This window comes from Kitasatospora sp. NPDC032757 (genome assembly GCF_055579305.1).
This window is the reverse complement of sequence record NZ_JBVINN010000006.1, coordinates 39,777-57,373: the sequence shown is the minus strand read 5'-3', so window position 1 is coordinate 57,373 and position 17,597 is coordinate 39,777. Positions and strand designations below refer to the sequence as shown.

The window sequence follows — 17,597 nt, the reverse complement described above, 5'->3', positions numbered from 1 at the left end:
CGCGAAGGCCGTGCGAGCGTCCGCGGCCTGTACGTGGCGGTGGCCGGATCCGCGGCGGGCCCTCCCCTCTTCCCGCGCACGTCACAGGGGGCGTCGCCCCCCCGACCGAATGGAGTCCGATGTCCGAGATAACCGCCGAGGATCCGCGCCGGGGTGCGGCCGACCCGACGGTCTTGGCTCTGGCCGCGATATCCGCAGTGATGGCCGCGCTCCTGGTCAGAGTCCTCCTGCTGGACAGTGAGTCGTCGGACTACTACTACTTCCTCGGCCCCTGGTACCAGTACATCTCGGAGCACGGCGGGTTCGGCGCCCTCAGGAACGCGGACTTCTCGGACTACAACGTTCCCTACCTCTACCTCATGGCCGCGCTCACCTACCTGCCGGTGCCGGCGCTGGCGGGCATCAAGTGGATCTCGATCCTCTTCGACCTGGCGCTGGCCTCCTACGCCTTCCGCATCGTCTCCCTGCGGCGGCCGCAGCAGCCCTGGCACGCCGTCGGCGCGGCGGTGGTCGTCCTCTTCCTGCCCACGGTCGTGACCAACAGCGGCTGGTGGGGCCAGGCCGACGCGATCTTCACCACCTTCCTGGTCGGCGGCGTCTACCACGTGCTCCGCGGCCGGCCCTGGTGGGCGTGCGCGTTCTTCGGGATCGCGCTGGGGTTCAAGCTCCAGGCGGTCTTCCTCTTCCCGCTCCTGCTGGTGCTGGTGCTGGTGAAGCGGATCCCCTGGCCGAGCCTGCTGGCCGTCCCGGCGGCGTACGTGGCGCTCGACCTCCCCGCCTTCCTGCTCGGCGCCGACCCGTGGCAGTTGCTGACGGTGTACACCCGCCAGCCGGACACGTACAAGCAGCTCACGCTCAACGCGCCGTCCGTCTACCAGTTCGTCTCCGTGCCGCAGGGTGAGGAGGACGCCGTGCGCGGCGCCGGCGTGCTGGTCGCGGGAGCGGTGGTCCTGGTGCTGATCGGGCTGGCCGTATGGGCCGTCCGGCGGGCCGGTGGCGTGGCGGGACGGGGCGGGAAGCCGGTGCTCACGGACACGCAGGTCCTGCTGCTGGCCACCGCCTCCGCGATCGCGGTGCCGTTCCTGCTGCCGTCCATGCATGAGCGCTACTTCTACGTCGCCGACGTGCTCAGTGTGATCGTCGCCTTCCAGCGCCCCCGGCAACTCTGGTACGTGCCGGTCCTGGTGCAGCTGTCGTCCCTCGGCAGCTACCTCAAGTTCATCGCCCCCGACGTGTCACCGTACCTGTCGATGCCGGCCCACGGCGTGCTGATGCTGCTCGCGCTGCTCGCCGTACTGCGGGCCACCGCGCGGGAGTTCCGCGCCGAGCCGGCGCCGGGCGTCCCCGCAACCCGCGCCCGGGAGCTGGTCCACCGCTGATCCTCGGAGCCTCCCGCGCCATCGAGGCCGTCGCGGCCGGCCCTGCGCGAGCGGGGACCGGCCGGGTTCGGGTCGGGACGACGCCGGCCCGGGCTCCCGGCGTCCACAGCGTCATCGGCTGCCAATCCGGTTGACGGCGCTTGCAGAATTCATGGCTCGTCGATGACACCCTCTACCGCGCGGAGACGATGCGCCGCCGGGACGCGGTGCCGGAGGACGGCGAGTGGAAGCCGGTCTGGACGGTCATGGAGGCCCTCGCCTCGCAGCACGGTGACCAGAACGTCCGGCTGGTCGTCTGGTTCGACAACTGAGCGGTCGGCGGCGAGCCGGCGCCACGTCAATCGATGTTCGCCCCGCGCTGTCTCTGTGATAATTTCGGCGTCGCCGTGCACCACTGCAAACACGAGGAGGTGAGACCGATCAACGCTGTCACAGGTCGGGGCTCCCTCCCTTGCATGGTCTAGGGAGCGCCCGCAAAGGCATCCCGAAAGGCTTCGCAACGCTATGCGCTTCACCACCATCTCCAGCCTCACCTCCGCCTCCGGCTCCGAGGCGTCGTCAGGCGGCGTCACCGAGCAGCTCTTCACCATCGGTGACATTCCCGGTGTGCTGTGGAGGCCGGAACAGGCCGAAGGCCCCCGCCCCCTGATCCTGATGGGGCACGGCGGCGGGCAGCACAAGAAGGCCCCCGGCATCCAGGCCCGCGCGGCCCGCTTCGTCGCCGAAGGCGGCTACGCGGTAGCCGCGATCGACCTGCCCAACCACGGCGACCGGCCGAAGGGCGAGGAGTTCGTCCGGGCCACGACCGAGATGCGGGCCAGGATGGTCGCCGGTGAGGACCCGACCGTGCTGGTCGCCGGCCTGCACGATCTCCTGGCCGGCCAGGCCGTCGCCGATTGGCAGTCAGTCATCACCGCGGTCCAGGAACTCGATCACGTGGGCACCGGCCCGGTCGGCTACTGGGGCATGTCGATGGGCTGCGGTCTCGGTCTGCCGCTGCTCGCTGCGGAATCCAGGATCCGCGCGGCCGTCCTGGGCCTGCTCGGCGTGCACGGCCTGGCCGACATCGCGGAGCGGGTCACCGCCCCGGTGCAGTTCCTGCTCCAGTGGGACGACGACCTGGTCCCGCGGGCCCAGGGCCTGGCTCTGTTCGACGCCCTGGCGTCTGCCGAGAAGACGCTGCACATCAACCCCGGCCGGCACGGGGACATCCCCGCGTTCGAGACGGACAGCTCGCTGCAGTTCTTCGCCCGACACCTCGGCTAGGGCCGAGACTCCGCGATGACGGGGTACCCGGTGGCCCCGCGCCGAAATCGGCGCGGGGCCACCGGACGTTGGGAGGGCTCTCATCGTTACGCCGAAGGGGCGGGTTCTCCTGTGGATCGGCGCCGGATCACTGTGATCCGGCGCAGACCTCGGCTGATGTGCGCCGACCCCGCCCACCGCCTCGGCCAGAACGCCGTCGGCCGGTTGCGGCCGTGCCCTCGCCCGCTACGCCCACCATGCGCGGCGAGGGCGACGCCTCGTGGGCCCGACATCCGGAGCCGGCCCTTCGGACAGCCGTCAACCCGTGGGTTCGCCCGTCTGCTGGCCAACCACGCACCTGAGTCCGCTCGGCCGGGCCGGCCGAATCTCCCCGAATCAGGGGTCACTCGGATGGGCTAATGAGTGTGGTGGGGCAGTTCCAAGGGGCGGAGCGTCGGGAAAGGGGCTCGGATAACGACAGGAAAGGAGCGGGATCACGGCAGCAAGAACACTCGGCGGCAAAGAGAAGATTGTCACCGTGCGGAGGTCAGCAGCGGCGGAGAGCGGTACCGTCCGACCCTCTCCTCGATCGAACCGGCCCCGGCGGATTCGCCGGAGTGAGCGACCACGAGAACACCCGGCGCAGCCGCGTTCTCCTGGAAAGGGGAAATCGATAGGCATGGAGCTCAACCAGTTCATGAAGAAGTGTCCGGGTGGATATCAGATTCAGGCAGCCGATGTCGAGGCCTACGGAACGCTGGGGGCGACGGTCCTGTGGGACGACAAGTTGGCGGCCATCACGGCAGCCCATGTGGTGGACTCGGTCGGGGCACCGGTGTTCCAGCCCTCGTGGTATGCAAAGCGCCGCGAGGATGTGCATGTCATCGGACCCGTTTCGGGAAGGTCGAAATACTTCACATATCGGAACGCGCTGGAATATGGCCTCCGTCTCGAGGACATGCTTTATGATTTTGCGTGGATAGCTCCGGTGGCGGGAGAAACCATCTCGCAGATCCCGGGGATTTATGGCGGCGATGCTCCACTGAGGACTCGGGACCCCAAGGACCGCGAACCTGTGAGCTGGCTCGGCATGAAAACGGGCTCCGTTCAACACGGGAAGGTGGTGGACATCGACCGCTGGGTGTTTCGGGGGAACGACACTTTGGGATTTACCAGCCTCGGTCCGTGCATACAGATCGAAGGCGGTACGGGTCTGGCGGGAGACTCCGGCGCCGCAATCGTTTCCCAGGATGACGGCAGGGTCATCGGTGTGCACGCCTTTGCCGAAAAGGGCAACAGGTATTCGGTGGCATCCAGAATCCCCCCGACTGCTCAGGACTTGATCCAGCACAGTACCCGGACAGTCGACGAGGAGACGTACCTCAAAAGACTGGAAAAATGGAGGAAGAGCAGGCCTTGAGCGGTCCGGTGGCTTCCGGCGTCACAGGTCGGGGCTCCCGGTGGCCCGAACGGCAGCCGTTGTGGCGGCACGTTGGTGACCGGCGCCGGAAGGGGCGGCAGGGGGTGACCGCGCGGCCCGGCCGGTCAAGCCGGCGGGTGATCTCCACCGCCCGCCCCGGTCGGTCCGGGTCTGCTGCGCCCGACCGCGCCGGGCCCGCGCCCGGCAAGGACGGTCGGCGCCGACGGCCGGACCAAGGGAAACGACAGGGCGCTTCGTCGGCCTCACGGACGCGTCGAACACCCCGGCGGCGCGGGTGGGCGACGGGCCGCCCGACGCCGGCCGCGGGGATTCCCGGGCGTACGCAACCTTTCGCCCCGCTCGCGGCATCACAAGTGATGTCAGGGCCGCGCGAGGGGAGGGGTGCCGTACGCGAAGCCACGGACGCACGGGTGGGGAGCAGGTGAGCAACAGGCGTGGCGCGCATCCGTCGGCGCCTCCCTCGGGCGGATTCCTCCCGGTCCGTGCCACTGGCAGGGGGATGAATTGGCTACAGGCGGCCCGAGTTCCGGCATGCCTATTGAGTGCGTATGCGATCTGTTGTTCCGGGGATGGATTCGGTATCTGTTGCACGGCTGTGACAGTCCCGTGCGACAAACCGTTCGATCCGCGAGGTGCGAAGGCTAGCATTTCGACATGGCATCGAATCTCCCTCCGATATGGAATTCATCCGACAGTACGGCTCCCCGACCGTCCCGCAATTCGCCGCTTCGGCTGGTGCGCTACGGGGCGACCTTCCTGGGTGTGAGCGTGGTGTCCGGTGCGCTGCTGGCCGGCATGGCCCTGCCCGCCGCCGGGGCGCTCGGACTTGCCGCGAAGGACACGGCGGAGGGCTTCGACGACATCCCGGACGACTTCAAGACCCCGCCGCTGACCCAGGCCACCCAGGTCTTCGACGCCAAGGGCGGGCTGATCGCCAAGGTCTACGAGCGGGACCGCACGGTGCTGGCCGCCGACCAGATGTCGCCGTTCATGCGGCAGGCGCAGGTGGACATCGAGGACGCCCGCTTCTACGAGCACGGCGCCGTCGACCTCAAGGGCGTGCTCCGTGCGATCGGCAAGAACGCGGAGAGCGGTACCGCCTCGCAGGGCGCCTCGACGCTGACCCAGCAGTACGTGAAGAACGTCAACGTCGAGAAGGCCGGCGAGGACCTGGCCGCCGTACGGGAGGCCCAGCGCAAGACCCTGGGCCGCAAGATCCAGGAGCTGAAGGTCTCGATCAAGCTGGAGGAGGAGCTGACCAAGGAACAGATCCTCACCAACTACCTCAACATCACGTACTACGGGAACGGCGCCTACGGCGTGGAGGCCGCCTCCCAGCGGTACTTCAGCAAGAGCAACAAGGATCTGACGATCGCCGAGGCCGCCACCCTGGCCGGGTTGGTGCAGAACCCGTCGGCCTACGACCCGAAGCTGCACCCGCAGGCCGCGCAGACCCGCCGCGACGTGGTGATCGACAAGCTGCTGGAGAACAAGCACATCACTGCGGACCAGGCCAGGGAGGCCAAGGCCGCCCCGCTGGGCCTGCGTTACAAGGAGCCGCAGCACGGCTGCATCACCGCCAACGCCGGGATGGGCTTCTTCTGCGACTACGTGCGCCATGTGGTCAAGCAGGACCCGGTGTTCGGCAAGACCGCCGCCGACCGGCAGAAGTTCTGGGACCAGGGCGGCCTGAACATCTACACCACCCTCGACCCCGCCAAGCAGGCCGCCGCCCAGAGCGCTGTGAGCGACAACGTGCGGATCACCGACAGCGTCTCGGCCGCCGCCACCATGGTCGAGCCGGGCAGCGGCAAGATATTGGCCATGGCCCAGACCCGCCCGTACGGCCTTGCGACGAGCAAGAACGAGACCGTCGTCAACCTCAACGTCGACGCGGCGATGGGCGGCGGAAACGGCTTCCAGCCCGGGTCCACCTTCAAGCCGGTCGTCGCGGCCGCGGCGCTGGAGGCGGGGCTGCCGGCGACCCGGGAGTACTCGTCCCCGAACAGGCTCGAGTACCCGACGATGAAGACCTGCGAGGGGACCTGGAGGAACGAGGCCAGGCCCAAGGCGGTGGTGCCCAACGAATCCGTGAACGAGAAGGGCCCGTACCAGCTGAAGCAGGCGATGGCGCTCTCGGTCAACACCTACTTCGTGCAGATGGAGCAGGAGATCGGCCTCTGCTCGGTCAAGCAGATGGCCAACAAGCTCGGCGTCACCGCCAAGGCCAGCGGCAAGCCCCTGGAGGAGGTCCCCGCGATGGCCCTGGGCGTCGAGGAGATGAGCCCGCTGACCATGGCCAACGTCTACGCGACCTTCGCCGCCCAAGGCACGCACTGCGCCCCGATCGCCATCAACAAGATCACCACGGTGGACGGCAAGGACGTCCCCGCCCCGGCCGGCCGCTGCGAGAAGGCGTTCTCCGAGCAGACGGCGCAAGCGATCAACACCATCCTGAACGGCGTGACCGAGAACAACGGCACCGGCGCGGCGCTCAGCCTGGAGGGCGGCCGACAGATCGCCGGCAAGACCGGCACCTCGGACCACAAGAAGGCCGCCTGGTTCAACGGCTACACCCCGCAACTCGCCACCGCCGTCTGGCTCGGCGGCCCCGACGGCGGCGTCGAGATGCGCGGCATCACCATCAACGGGAAGTACCGCACCGAGGTGTTCGGCGCCGACGGCCCCGGACCGATCTGGCGGGACGCCATGAACAAGGCCCTGCGAGGCACGCCCCAGCAGTCCCTGCCGATGGCCGACATCCCCGATCCGGCCCCCAAGACCGACCCGACCTCCACCGAGACCGGTACGGGCTCGCCGGCCACCACCCCGCCCGCCCCGCAGCACTGACAGCGGTGACCCCCGGGGCCGGCGGCGGCGCCGCTGTCCGCGGTCCGGGGACCGGTCCCGCGCGGGCTGTCCCCGCCAGGCCCCGGCTCCACGCCCGCTCGGCGGACGTGGAGCCGGGGCGCGGCCAACCGGCCGGAGCGCGGTCGTTCTCGGGGGTGCGGAGACGGCCGATGCCTTCAGAGCCGCCGCGCAGTGTGCTGCCGGGCGGGTGGCACCGCACCGGCACCCGGTGGTTCGGTTTGGCTCACCAGCCTCCTTGCCCCAGGCGGCAGTCGGCGATGAGACGTCCTGCGCCGCATGGGAGGGGGATGCCTCGCAATCAGTTCATCTCCGGCCCGAACCGCTCCTTGTATGCGGATGGAGTGATGCCGGTCTCGCGGCGCATCAGCGTGCGCAGATTGGCAGCGGTGCCAAGCCCGCTGCGCCGCGCGACCACCTCGAAGCGGTACTCACCTCGCTCGATCAACCGGCAGGCCAAGGCGAGTCGTTCCCCCGTGAGCCACGTCAACGGTGTCGTTCCCAGTTGTGCCCGGAAGCGGCGGTGCAGCGTCGCCGGACTGACCGCCGCACGTGCCGCAAGGCCGGAGACCGTGAGCGGCGAGTCCAATCGCTCCTGGGCCCAGGCCAGGACGGGCGCCAGGGACTCGTCCGGCAGGTCGGGGAAGGGGCGCTCCACGAACTGCTGCTGTCCGCCGTCCCGGTGTGCGGCGAAGACCAGCCGCCTGCTCACCGAGTTGGCGACCTCCGCGCCGTAGTCGCGGCGGACCACATGCAGCCCGAGGTCGAGTGCGGCCGCGCTCCCCGCGGCGGTGAGGACGTCGCCGTCGTCGACGAACAGCACGTCCGATTCGAGGTGCACGGAAGGGAAGCGGGCGCGGAAGGAATCCGCCCACTGCCAGTGCGCGGTGGCCCGCCGGCCGTCGAGGACCCCCGCCTCGGCCAGTGTGAAGGCGCCGCTGCAGAAGCCGATCAGGCGCGCACCACGTGCGTGCGCCCGTCGGACGGCATCGAGCACGGCGGGGCGGCGGGGTACCTCGGTGTCCGGGCGGTTGGGGACGATCAGGGTGTCCGCCGCGTCGGCAGCTTCCAGATCGGCGACTCCCGTGAGCGTGAAGAACCCGTCTCGCATCAGGGTGCGGGGCTTGGGGGAGCAGAGCCTGAAGTCGTAGAGATCACGACCGAGCTCCGGCCTGCGCAGACCGAAGACCTCGGTCGCGCAGCCGAGCTCGAAGGGGTTCGAGTTCTCGTCCACGATCACGACGACCCGGTGTACGCCCGCGGCCTGCACTGCGTGAGAGGATTCTTTCGCCATATGCAATTCCTAGCACTCACGCCGACAGTGCGGAACGGCTCAGGATGAGCTCATGAGCAACGAACCCATCCCCCTCGGCAAGGCGCTGGCCTCCTTCGATGCGCTGTGGAGCCCCCGTATCGTCACGCGCGTCAACGACTATGACGTCCGCATCGCCAAGGTCGAGGGCGAACACATCTGGCACGCCCACGACGACACCGACGAGTTCTTCCTGGTGCTCGACGGAGAGCTGCACATCTCCTTGCGCGAGCCCGGTGGCGAGCGCACGGTCCTGCTCCCACAGGGGGCGGTCTTCACCGTCCCCCGAGGTACGGAGCACAAGCCGTATGCTCCGTCCGGCGCCGCAATCCTCATGTTCGAGCCCGCCGGGACACTGACCGTAGGCGATCGTCACGACGAGATCCCGGACCACGTGGACTCGACGACCGGACATGCACTCAACGCCTGAGCCAACAGGCTCCGGGCCTCCCCGCTCGGCCGCCGGCGCAACGGAGTCGGGGACAGCCGAGCAGCCCCGCGCCGATGTGGCGCGGGGCTGCTGGAGGTCCGCGGTGGGTCAGCTGTTGGTGGGGAAGTCCCCGGCATGGATGCCGGCGACAAAGGCCTGCCACGCATCGGCCGCGAAGGCGAGGGCGGGGCCGTGGGCGTCCTTGCTGTCCCGGACGGCCTGGCCACCATCAACGAGGCCCGCCACCTCGACACACTCACCGCCCTGCTGGGAGTACGACGACTTCTTGAACGGAGTTGCCAGCTCGATCCTGTTCACTCTTCCTCTTCCTTACCTTCTTCGTGTGGGAGCTCTCGAAGCACTCGGCGGACGAAGGCCAGGCTTGCGTCCGGGGCCCACGCGGCGGACCTCAGTGTTTCCAATGCATAGGCATAGCCGGCCAGTTCCTCCGAAGACTCCACAACGACCACATTCGTGAAGCCTTCGAAGGATACGGCTTCCAACGTGGGGTCGGACCCGAACGACATCCCGGTGAACGGGCCTGCGACTCTGGCGGCGTTCCCCGAATTCAGAGGCAAAACCTGAAGCGTCACGTTGGGTAGCCTGGCCACCTTGATGAGGTGCTGGAGCTGCTCCCGGTGGACCGCCTCCGTGCCCATGGGTGCGACGACGGCAGGCTCCCACATGATGGCCGTAAATCTGACGCTACCGTCCTCGATGCGCTTCTGCCGAGCTTGGCGCACCTTGATGAACTCGTCCCTGTTCGCCGCCGGCACGACGGTGGGGTTTGCGTTGTGCATCTCCGCTGCGAATGCCGATGTCTGAAGCAGCCCGGGAATGAGACCGAGTTGCCACGTCACTATGTGCGTCGCGTCGCTCTCAAGCTCGATGTAGGCGGCGTAGTTCTCACCGACGCCCTTGTAGTCGAGCCACCATCCGCGGCGATTGCTCTCACGGGCAAGCGATTCGAGGCGTGCCCGTTCGTCCGGATCACGGACTTCATACAGGTCAAGAAGCAGGCGAACGTCCAGGGGCCGCGAGGTCACCTTCCCCGACTCAAGGCGGGAGATCTTCGCCACCGATGACACCAGGGCCTCTGCGGCGTGAGATTGATCGAGGCCGGCCCCCAGGCGGTGCTTGCGCAGGGCTGCACCAAGTCGACGGCTGCGTACGGTCGGCCTCCCGCCTGCTGGCATCTCTCCGCCTCTCGATCTGAAGTCATCAGTCTGCCTGTCGGCCGGAGTTGAAGCTAGCAGGGACTGACTCTGCGATCGAGTGCAAATTTGCATGAGTGCCACTTGCATGTGACCCGTCGCACAGCGCACACTGACGGTGAGTAGTTCGACGGATCGATTGAGTGATCACGGCGGCTGGTCATCGGGCATTCCTTTGCTCGCTCACGGCGTCGCCGGCCCTTCGTCGCTTCCTGCGACGTTTCGACTCCCTGCTTCCGGAAGGTGGCTCCGGCATGCTCGAAGACTCTGATCGTCCTCTCAGTCCTGTTGCTGGGAGCGGCTGTTGGTTGGTGCGCAGCAAGCGATCACCCGGTGAGGCGCGTCGTCTGCTCGACAAGCTGCTCGTCGACCTTCCCTACGGTCAACGCTTCGCCGATGTCGGGTTGTTGCTCGTCTCCGAGCTGGTGACCAATGCCGTGATGCACGGGACGCCCACCGGCAACCGCATCCGCCTGGAGCTCTCCGTCAACCGCGTCCGCCTGCGGATCGAGGTGCATGACGCCCGGGCGGAGCGGGAGCCTGTGCTCCGCCCCAGCTCCGCCGACGACGAGAACGGGCGCGGTCTCATCCTCGTCAAGTCCCTCTCGCTGCGCTGGGGTTGCTGCCCCCAAACAGGGCTCGGGAAGATCGTCTGGGCTGAGATCGGCCCGGACGCCACCGCCGGGGAGCGTGCCGCGTGAGGGATGACCGCCTCGTCACCGTCGAGATCACCGGCGGCGTCATGCCGCCGACGACCTTCCCGCTCCTCCCGAGGGCCCTGGACTCCCTCTGGTCCGCCCTTCAGTTCCGCCCGCTGAGCAGGCCGCAGTGGCTGTGGTTCGAGCGCTACCTCACCGGCCCCTGCGCCGAGCGCGTCGTCGCCGAATACCTCAACTACACCGGGCCGTTGTCCCTCCCCGTCATCCTCCCCGAGGGCTTCCACCACCTGCGCATCGACTGGGCGGCCCCGGTGGACGTTCGGTGATCCGGCTCCTCTACCCCTGGTGGTTCGTCCACTGCTCCCGCGCCCCCGTCGCGCGCCTCCTCCGGGCCGAACGTCGCCGCCTCGAAGCCGAGTTGGCGCACACGCTCCCCGACTCGTTCGAGCGGGTCAGGCGTCGCGTCGAGCAGGCATTCGTCGACGGTCACCACTGACGCGCGCAGCCTCGGAGCCGTCGCCCCGAGGCCGCGCCATTCGCGATCGCGAGGCCTCAGGCCGACGCGAACTCCTCCCGTACCTCCCGCGGCCCGAACGGCCAAGTGCGTTCCGCCCGCGCCCAGAGCAGGAACGCCCCGCACCCCGCCGCCACCCACGCCAGCGACCACTCGATGGGGTGGAAGCCGGGCGCGTTCCGGTCGGCGTAGCCGTAGATCACCAGCCAGCCGACCGCGGCGATGACGCCCGGCGCCGGGTAGAGCCACATCCGGTACGGCCGCAGCAGCCCCGGCTGGCGCCGCCGCAGGACGCTCACCGCGAGTATCTGGGCGAGCGCCTGGACGATCACCATCACCGTCGTCAGCAGGTTGATCAGCACCGTGAGCGGCGGGTGCGCCGCACTGCTGCCCAGGTGGCGGCCGAGCAGGAAGCCCGCGGCCGTGAGCGCGCCCATCGCGGCGAGCCCGTACACCGGGAACCCGTGCTTCGCGTGCAGCTTGCCGAAGGCGCGGAAGAACACCCCGTCGCGCGCCGCGTCGTACGGGACCCGGGAGCCGCCGAGCAGCCCGGCCAGTACGGAGGCGAACGCGGTGATCAGGATGAGGACGGTGACGACGTCCGCCGCGCCCTTGCCCCAGGTGCTCTCCAGCACCGCCGAGGCGACCGACTTCGACGCCACCGAGTCCGGGTCCAGCATCGCGTGCCAGTCCATCGCCCCCAGCACGCCCACCTGCAGCAGCAGGTAGATCGCCATGATCCCGACGATGGAGAGCACGATGGCGCGGGGCAGTACCCGGCCGGGCTGCCGGACCTCGGCGCCCAGGTAGGCGGCGGTGTTGTACCCGAGGTAGTCGTAGATCCCGATCGTCAGGCCTGCCGCGAAGCCGAGCCAGAACTGCCCGTGTGTGAGCTCGATCGCGTGGGCGGGCCAGTCGAAGGCGCGGCTCGGGCTGAAGTGGGTGTAGCAGGCCAGGATCACGGCCGCCACGGAGGCGATCATGACCACCCACATCACGGTGGTGAGCTTGGCGATGTTCTCGACCCGGCGCCAGAGCAGGAGGACCACCAGCGCGCAGAACGCCAGGCCGACCGCGTCACCCTGCCCGTCCGTCATCCCGGGCCACAGGTAGCCGAGGTACTGGACGAAGCCGACCACGCCGGTGGACATGATCAGCGGGATGAAGAGCATCGCCGTCCAGACGAAGAGGAACGGCATCAGCCGGCCCGTCCGGTACTGGAAGGCCTCGCGCAGGTAGACGTACGTGCCGCCGGAGCCGGGGAGCGAGGCGCCGAGCTCGGCCCAGACGAGGCCGTCGGCGAGGGCGAGCACGGCGCCGGCGATCCAGCCGATCACCGCCTGGGGGCCGCCGAACGCGGCGACCATGAGGGGGATGGTGACGAACGGTCCGATGCCGCACATCTGGCTCATGTTGATGGCGGCGGCCTGGAAGAGGCCGATTCTTCGGGACAGACCTGGGGACGACACCGTGGGCCTCCGGAGTGGGGGGAGTGGGCGCCCGGCGGGGCGCGGGGGTTCAAGTTAGGGAGCTTTACTAGATTCGTCAAGGCTGACCGGGGGCGGCGGAGTTGACGGGGGTTAACGGTTTGACCATTGGGAAACTTTCCTAACGAAAGTCATTGACCGCGCGGCCCGGTGCCCCGATTCTGGTGGCGCCCGCCGTGGCTGCCGCGGCGCTCTCCCGTCCTCCCCCTGGTCCGTCGCCCCGGGCGACCGGCCGACGAAAGTGAGTTGGCATGCACAAGGCTATCGGAGTCCGTCTCACCGCCCCGTTGCTGGCCGCCGCCCTCGGTCCGGCCGCCCTGCTGCTGGCGCCCGTGAACACCGCGTCGGCCGCCCCCGCCGCCGCGAGCGCCGTACCCGGGATGGCCGCCGCGCCGTACGAGTACCTCGGCTGGGGCAGCCCGCAGAAGCCGACCGACGTGATGAAGGCGACCGGGGTCAAGTGGTTCACCCTGGCCTTCATCCTCTCCGACGGCGGCTGCAACCCGAAGTGGGACGGCAGCCGGCCGCTGGCCGGCGGCTCCGACGAGGCCGCGATCAAGTCGATCCGGGCGGCCGGCGGCGACGTCATGGTCTCGGTCGGGGGCTGGAGCGGCAACAAGCTGGGCGAGAAGTGTTCGAGCGCGAGCGCGCTGGCCGGCGCCTACCAGAAGGTGATCGACGCCTACGGGCTGAAGGCGCTGGACATCGACATCGAGAACACCGAGTTCTCCAACGCGACGGTCCGTCAGCGGGTGGTCGACGCCCTGAAGATCGTCAAGACCAGGAACCCCGGCATCGTCACCTACGTCACCATGGGCACCACGCCGACCGGCCCGGACGCCACCGGCAAGGACCTGATCAAGCGCGGTGCCGCGGCCGGGCTGGCCAACGACGGCTGGGTCGTCATGCCGTTCGACTTCGGCGGCCACAGCGGCACCATGGGCCAGGCCACGGTGGGCGCCCTGGACGGGCTCAAGGCGGCGGTCAAGAGCGCCTACGGCTACAGCGACGACGCCGCGTACCGGCACATAGGCGTGTCGTCCATGAACGGGAAGACCGACGAGGCCGGCGAGACCGTCACCACCGCCGACTTCCGCACCATCCTCGGCTACGCGAAGCAGCACCACCTCGCCCGGTTCGCCTTCTGGTCGGTCAACCGCGACCGGGCCTGCGGCTCCGGCGCGGACGCCGACGCGTGCAGCGGCATCGCGCAGTCCCCGTACGAGTTCACCAAGATCGTCGTCCAGTACCAGGGCTGAGGAGCACCCCGATGGCACAGCTGATCACCAGACACCGTGCCCGCGCCGCCGCCCTGCTCGCGGGGGCGGGCCTGGCGGCAGGGCTGCTCGCGGCCCCGCCGGCCTCGGCCGCGCCGGTCCGCCAGGAGGCGGAGAGCGCGACGCTCTCGCAGGGCGTGGTGGAGTCCAACCACACCGGCTACTCCGGCACCGGCTTCGTCAACGGCGACAACGTCACCGGCAGCTGGGTGGAGTTCACCGTCAACGCGGCGGGCGCCGGCAGCGCCACGCTCGGCATCCGCTACTCCAACGGGACCACCGCCGACCGCCCGGCGGCCGTGGCCGTCAACGGCGCCACGGTCGAGGCCGCCCGCGCCTTCCCGGGCACCGGGAGCTGGGACGCCTGGGCGACCTCGACGCTCACCGTCCGGCTCGCCGCCGGGGCCAACCGGATCCGGCTCACCTCCACCGCCGCCGGCGGCCTGCCCAACCTGGACTACCTGGACGCCGACCTCGGCGGCGGCCCGCCCTCCGGCGGGCCGGCGGTGCCGTTCGGCAGCCACCGCTACCCGTACGCGGCGGGAACCCTCAGGCCGTCCGGCGCGCAGTCCGTGACCGACCAGCAGGTGATCGACAAGTACAACGCCTGGAAGGCCGCCTTCGTCCGGCAGAACTGCGGCAACGGCTGGTACGAGACCGTCTCCCCGGACGCCGACCACCCGTACGTCGCGGAGGGCCAGGGCTACGGCATGGTGATCACCGCGCTGATGGCCGGCGCGGACGCCAACGCGAAGACGGCCTTCGACGGCATGGTCAGGTTCGTGCTCGCCCACCCGTCGGTGAACAACCCCCACCTCCTCGCCGCCGAACAGGATTCCTCCTGCAAGAGCGTCAACGGCTCCGACTCGGCGACCGACGGCGACCTGGACGTCGCGTACGGGCTGTTGCTCGCGGACCGGCAGTGGGGCAGCGGCGGGACGTACGACTACAAGGACCTGGCCGTCAAGCACATCAACGCGATCAAGGCCGGCGAGGTCAACCCGAGCACCCACCTGATGCGACTCGGCGACTGGTCCACCTCGGACGACAAGACCTACTACGTCACCCGCTCCTCGGACTGGCTGATCGACCACTTCCGCGCCTTCCGGGCGGCGACCGGTGACGCCGCCTGGGACACCATCCGCACCGCGCACCAGAACCTGATCACCTCACAGCAGTCCACGTACGCCTCCGGCACCGGCCTGCTCGCGGACTTCGTGGTCAACACCAACGGCACGGCCAAGCCCGCCGCCGGCAAGGTGCTGGAGAGCGTCAACGACGGCGACTACGGCTGGAACGCCTGCCGTGACCCGTGGCGGATCGGCACCGACGCGGTGACCAGCGGCGACACCGCCTCGCTGGCCTCGGCACGCAAGCTCAACGCCTGGATCAAGGGCAAGGCCGGCGGCAACCCCGCGAACATCGTGACCGGCTACCACCTGAACGGCTCGGCCTTCGACAGCGGGCACGACATGGCGTTCACCGCGCCGTTCGTGGTCACCGCGATGACCGACCCGGGCTCGCAGGCCTGGCTGGACGCGCTCTGGAACAAGCTCGCCGCCACCGCCGTGGACCCGTCGCTCTACTACGGCAGCAGCGTGCAGCTGCAGTCGATGATCGTCGCCTCCGGAAACTACTGGGTGCCCTGATGACAGACCGAGCACACCCGCGCCGCCCGCGAACGGCACTCGCCAGGGCCGGCGGCGCCGCACTCGCCGCCGCCGGCCTGATCCTCGGGCTGATGGTGGCACCGTCGGCGACCGCCGCCCCGGCGGTCACGGCGAGCACCGACTACCAGGCCGAGGACGCCCTGCTGATGCAGGCCAAGACGGCCGCCAACCACACCGGGTACACCGGCACCGGCTTCGTCGACTACACCAACACCACCGGCTCCGCCGTCGAGTTCACGGTCAGCGCCACCGCGGCCGGCACCGCCCCGCTGGCCTTCCGGTACGCCAACGCCGGGACGGCGAACCGTCCGATGGACATCGCGGTCAACGGGAAGGTCGTCGCAGCCGGTGTCGCCTTCCCGCCCACCGCCGACTGGGACACCTGGGCGGAGAAGACCGTCGCCGTCGGCCTCGGCGCCGGCACCAACCGGATCAGGGCCACCGCCACCACCGCCGACGGCGGGCCCAACCTGGACCGCCTGCGGGTGGGCGCCGCGGCCGACACCACCCCGCCCGGCCGTCCCGGCCCGCCGAGCTGCTCCGGCATCGGGCCCAACGGCCTGACGCTCGGCTGGGGCGCCGCCACCGACAACGTCGGCGTCACCGCCTACGACCTGTACGAACACGGCAACAAGCTCGCCGAGGCGCCGGGGACGGCGACGTCCTGGAAGCTCACCGGGCTGACCCCCGCCACCACCTACAACCTCACGGTGATCGCCCGCGACGCCTCCGGCAACGCCTCACCGGCCAGCGTCGCCGTGGACTGCACCACCGCGGCGAGCACCGACCCGCCGCCCAGCCGGCCGGGCACGCCGGTCGTCTCGGCGGTCACCGCCACCGGCGCCACCCTCAAGTGGGCTGCCAGCACGGACGACAAGGGCGTGGTCGGGTACGAGATCCGCAGCGGCTCCGCCGTCGTGAAGACCGTGACCGGCACCCCGCCGGCCACCACGGCGACGGTCACCGGGCTCGCCTGCGACGCCCCGTTCACCCTGGCCGTCGTGGCCCAGGACACCGCGGGAGGCTACTCGGCGCCGTCCGGCACCGTGTCGTTCACCACCGGCGCCTGCCCGGCCGACGGCGGCGTCCCGGGCTCTCCGACCGCCTTCTCCACCGGGTGGACGGTCCCCTGGGGCATCGGCTGGCTGCCGGACGGCACCAGTGCGCTGGTCACCGAGCGTGACAGCTTCAAGGTCTTCCGGCTCACCACCACAGGCACCAGGACAGAGGTCGGCACCGTGCCCAACGCCGTCACCACCGACGGCGAGGGCGGTCTGCTCGGCACCGCCGTCGACCCCAACTGGTCGGCCAACCACTACGTGTACTTCATGCACACCGCGGCCGAGGGCAACCGGATCGTGCGGATGACGTACAACGGCAGCAGTCTGGGCGGCTACACGGTGCTGCTCCAGGGGATCAAGAAGAACCGCTACCACAACGGCGGGCGGCTGGCCTTCGGCCCCGACGGGTACCTGTACGCGTCGACCGGCGACGCCCAGACGTCCTCCCTGGCCCAGGACAAGAACACGCTCAACGGGAAGATCCTGCGGCTGACCACCGACGGAAAGCCCGCCCCCGGCAATCCGTTCGGCAACTACGTCTACAGCTACGGCCACCGCAACCCGCAGGGCCTGGCCTTCGACCGCAACGGGCGGCTCTGGGAGGCGGAGTTCGGCGACTCCAAGCGGGACGAGCTGAACCTCATCAAGCCCGGGGCCAACTACGGGTGGCCCACCTGCGAAGGCTCGTGCAGCGTGGCCGGGATGACCAATCCCAAGGCGAGCTGGCCGGTCGACCAGGCCTCGCCGAGCGGCATCGCGATCGTCCGCAACGTCGTCTACATGGCCGCGCTGCGGGGCGAGCGGATGTGGCGCATCCCGATCGACGGGGACACCGAGAACGTGTCCACTCCCACCTCCTACTACGTCGGCGCCTACGGCCGGCTGCGGACGGTGTCCAAGGTGCCCGGGGCCGACCGGCTCTGGCTCACCACCACCAACGCCGACAACAACGGCGGGGCGGGCGACGGCGCGGACAAGATCTTCACGGTCGCCATCGGCTAGCCCGCCGGGCGCCGGGGGCACCGGCGCCGGCATGGTGC

At 69.6% G+C, this 17,597-nt stretch carries 16 protein-coding genes; 12 read left to right on the top strand and 4 right to left on the bottom strand.

From position 1 onward, the window contains the following. The first annotated feature begins 119 nt into the window (after positions 1 to 119). The 5 genes from ACZ5WK_RS11105 (at position 120) to ACZ5WK_RS11085 (ending at position 6,915) form a co-directional block, all read left to right on the top strand. Complete coding sequence (locus ACZ5WK_RS11105; RefSeq protein WP_465547061.1) at positions 120 to 1,379, top strand: glycosyltransferase 87 family protein; 1,260 nt, start codon at positions 120 to 122, stop codon at positions 1,377 to 1,379. Between the two features lie 140 nt (positions 1,380 to 1,519). Beyond that, positions 1,520 to 1,690, top strand: a complete 171-nt coding sequence (locus ACZ5WK_RS11100) for a hypothetical protein (protein ID WP_465547060.1) — start codon at positions 1,520 to 1,522, stop codon at positions 1,688 to 1,690. A 193-nt stretch (positions 1,691 to 1,883) separates the two neighbouring features. Then, the gene (locus tag ACZ5WK_RS11095; protein ID WP_465547059.1) at positions 1,884 to 2,645 is read left to right on the top strand and encodes a dienelactone hydrolase family protein; all 762 of its coding nucleotides are present in this window, start codon (positions 1,884 to 1,886) and stop codon (positions 2,643 to 2,645) included. A gap of 658 nt (positions 2,646 to 3,303) precedes the next feature. Next, positions 3,304 to 4,044 (top strand): serine protease family protein, encoded by a 741-nt coding sequence (locus tag ACZ5WK_RS11090; RefSeq protein ID WP_465547058.1) that lies wholly within the window; start codon positions 3,304 to 3,306, stop codon positions 4,042 to 4,044. Positions 4,045 to 4,827: 783 nt separating this feature from the next. After that, positions 4,828 to 6,915, top strand: a complete 2,088-nt coding sequence (locus ACZ5WK_RS11085; protein WP_465547057.1) for a transglycosylase domain-containing protein — start codon at positions 4,828 to 4,830, stop codon at positions 6,913 to 6,915. Positions 6,916 to 7,234: 319 nt separating this feature from the next. Here the strand turns inward: ACZ5WK_RS11085 and ACZ5WK_RS11080 are convergent, their stop codons facing one another. Continuing rightward, positions 7,235 to 8,227: a GlxA family transcriptional regulator gene (locus ACZ5WK_RS11080; protein ID WP_465547056.1), complete on the bottom strand. Its 993-nt coding sequence runs from the start codon at positions 8,225 to 8,227 to the stop codon at positions 7,235 to 7,237. Positions 8,228 to 8,279: 52 nt separating this feature from the next. Here ACZ5WK_RS11080 and ACZ5WK_RS11075 point away from each other — a divergent pair, with 52 nt between their 5' ends. Continuing rightward, entirely contained in the window at positions 8,280 to 8,675 is a 396-nt protein-coding gene (locus tag ACZ5WK_RS11075) for a cupin domain-containing protein (RefSeq protein WP_465547055.1), read from the top strand. Between the two features lie 108 nt (positions 8,676 to 8,783). Here ACZ5WK_RS11075 and ACZ5WK_RS11070 read toward each other — a convergent pair whose 3' ends face one another. Both ACZ5WK_RS11070 and ACZ5WK_RS11065 read right to left on the bottom strand, forming a co-directional pair. Further along, positions 8,784 to 8,993 (bottom strand): DUF397 domain-containing protein, encoded by a 210-nt coding sequence (locus tag ACZ5WK_RS11070; protein ID WP_465547054.1) that lies wholly within the window; start codon positions 8,991 to 8,993, stop codon positions 8,784 to 8,786. Then, entirely contained in the window at positions 8,990 to 9,871 is an 882-nt protein-coding gene (locus tag ACZ5WK_RS11065; protein ID WP_465547053.1) for a helix-turn-helix domain-containing protein, read from the bottom strand. Before ACZ5WK_RS11065 ends, ACZ5WK_RS11070 begins: the two co-directional genes overlap by 4 nt. Positions 9,872 to 10,200: 329 nt before the next feature. Between ACZ5WK_RS11065 and ACZ5WK_RS11060 the strand changes: the two genes are divergently transcribed. From ACZ5WK_RS11060 to ACZ5WK_RS11050, 3 genes are read left to right on the top strand one after another with little or no spacing between them, the layout of a single operon-like run. Continuing rightward, the gene (locus ACZ5WK_RS11060; RefSeq protein WP_465547239.1) at positions 10,201 to 10,590 is read left to right on the top strand and encodes an ATP-binding protein; all 390 of its coding nucleotides are present in this window, start codon (positions 10,201 to 10,203) and stop codon (positions 10,588 to 10,590) included. Next, positions 10,587 to 10,874, top strand: a complete 288-nt coding sequence (locus ACZ5WK_RS11055) for a hypothetical protein (protein ID WP_465547052.1) — start codon at positions 10,587 to 10,589, stop codon at positions 10,872 to 10,874. Before ACZ5WK_RS11060 ends, ACZ5WK_RS11055 begins: the two co-directional genes overlap by 4 nt. Further along, positions 10,871 to 11,044 (top strand): hypothetical protein, encoded by a 174-nt coding sequence (locus ACZ5WK_RS11050; RefSeq protein WP_465547050.1) that lies wholly within the window; start codon positions 10,871 to 10,873, stop codon positions 11,042 to 11,044. The genes ACZ5WK_RS11055 and ACZ5WK_RS11050 overlap by 4 nt, the downstream gene beginning before the upstream one ends. A 56-nt stretch (positions 11,045 to 11,100) precedes the next feature. Here ACZ5WK_RS11050 and ACZ5WK_RS11045 read toward each other — a convergent pair whose 3' ends face one another. After that, positions 11,101 to 12,531, bottom strand: coding sequence for an APC family permease (locus ACZ5WK_RS11045; RefSeq protein ID WP_465547048.1), 1,431 nt, complete (start codon positions 12,529 to 12,531; stop codon positions 11,101 to 11,103). A 269-nt stretch (positions 12,532 to 12,800) separates the two neighbouring features. On the opposite strand from ACZ5WK_RS11045, the gene ACZ5WK_RS11040 reads away from it, so the two are divergent. From ACZ5WK_RS11040 to ACZ5WK_RS11030, 3 genes are read left to right on the top strand one after another with little or no spacing between them, the layout of a single operon-like run. Next, a complete protein-coding gene (locus ACZ5WK_RS11040; RefSeq protein ID WP_465547046.1) occupies positions 12,801 to 13,808 on the top strand; it encodes a chitinase in 1,008 nt (335 codons plus the stop codon). Between the two features lie 11 nt (positions 13,809 to 13,819). Further along, on the top strand, positions 13,820 to 15,475 hold the full coding sequence (locus ACZ5WK_RS11035) for a glycosyl hydrolase family 8 (protein ID WP_465547044.1): 1,656 nt from the start codon (positions 13,820 to 13,822) through the stop codon (positions 15,473 to 15,475). Then, positions 15,475 to 17,559, top strand: a complete 2,085-nt coding sequence (locus tag ACZ5WK_RS11030) for a PQQ-dependent sugar dehydrogenase (RefSeq protein ID WP_465547042.1) — start codon at positions 15,475 to 15,477, stop codon at positions 17,557 to 17,559. The genes ACZ5WK_RS11035 and ACZ5WK_RS11030 overlap by 1 nt, the downstream gene beginning before the upstream one ends. Positions 17,560 to 17,597: the final 38 nt, after the last annotated feature.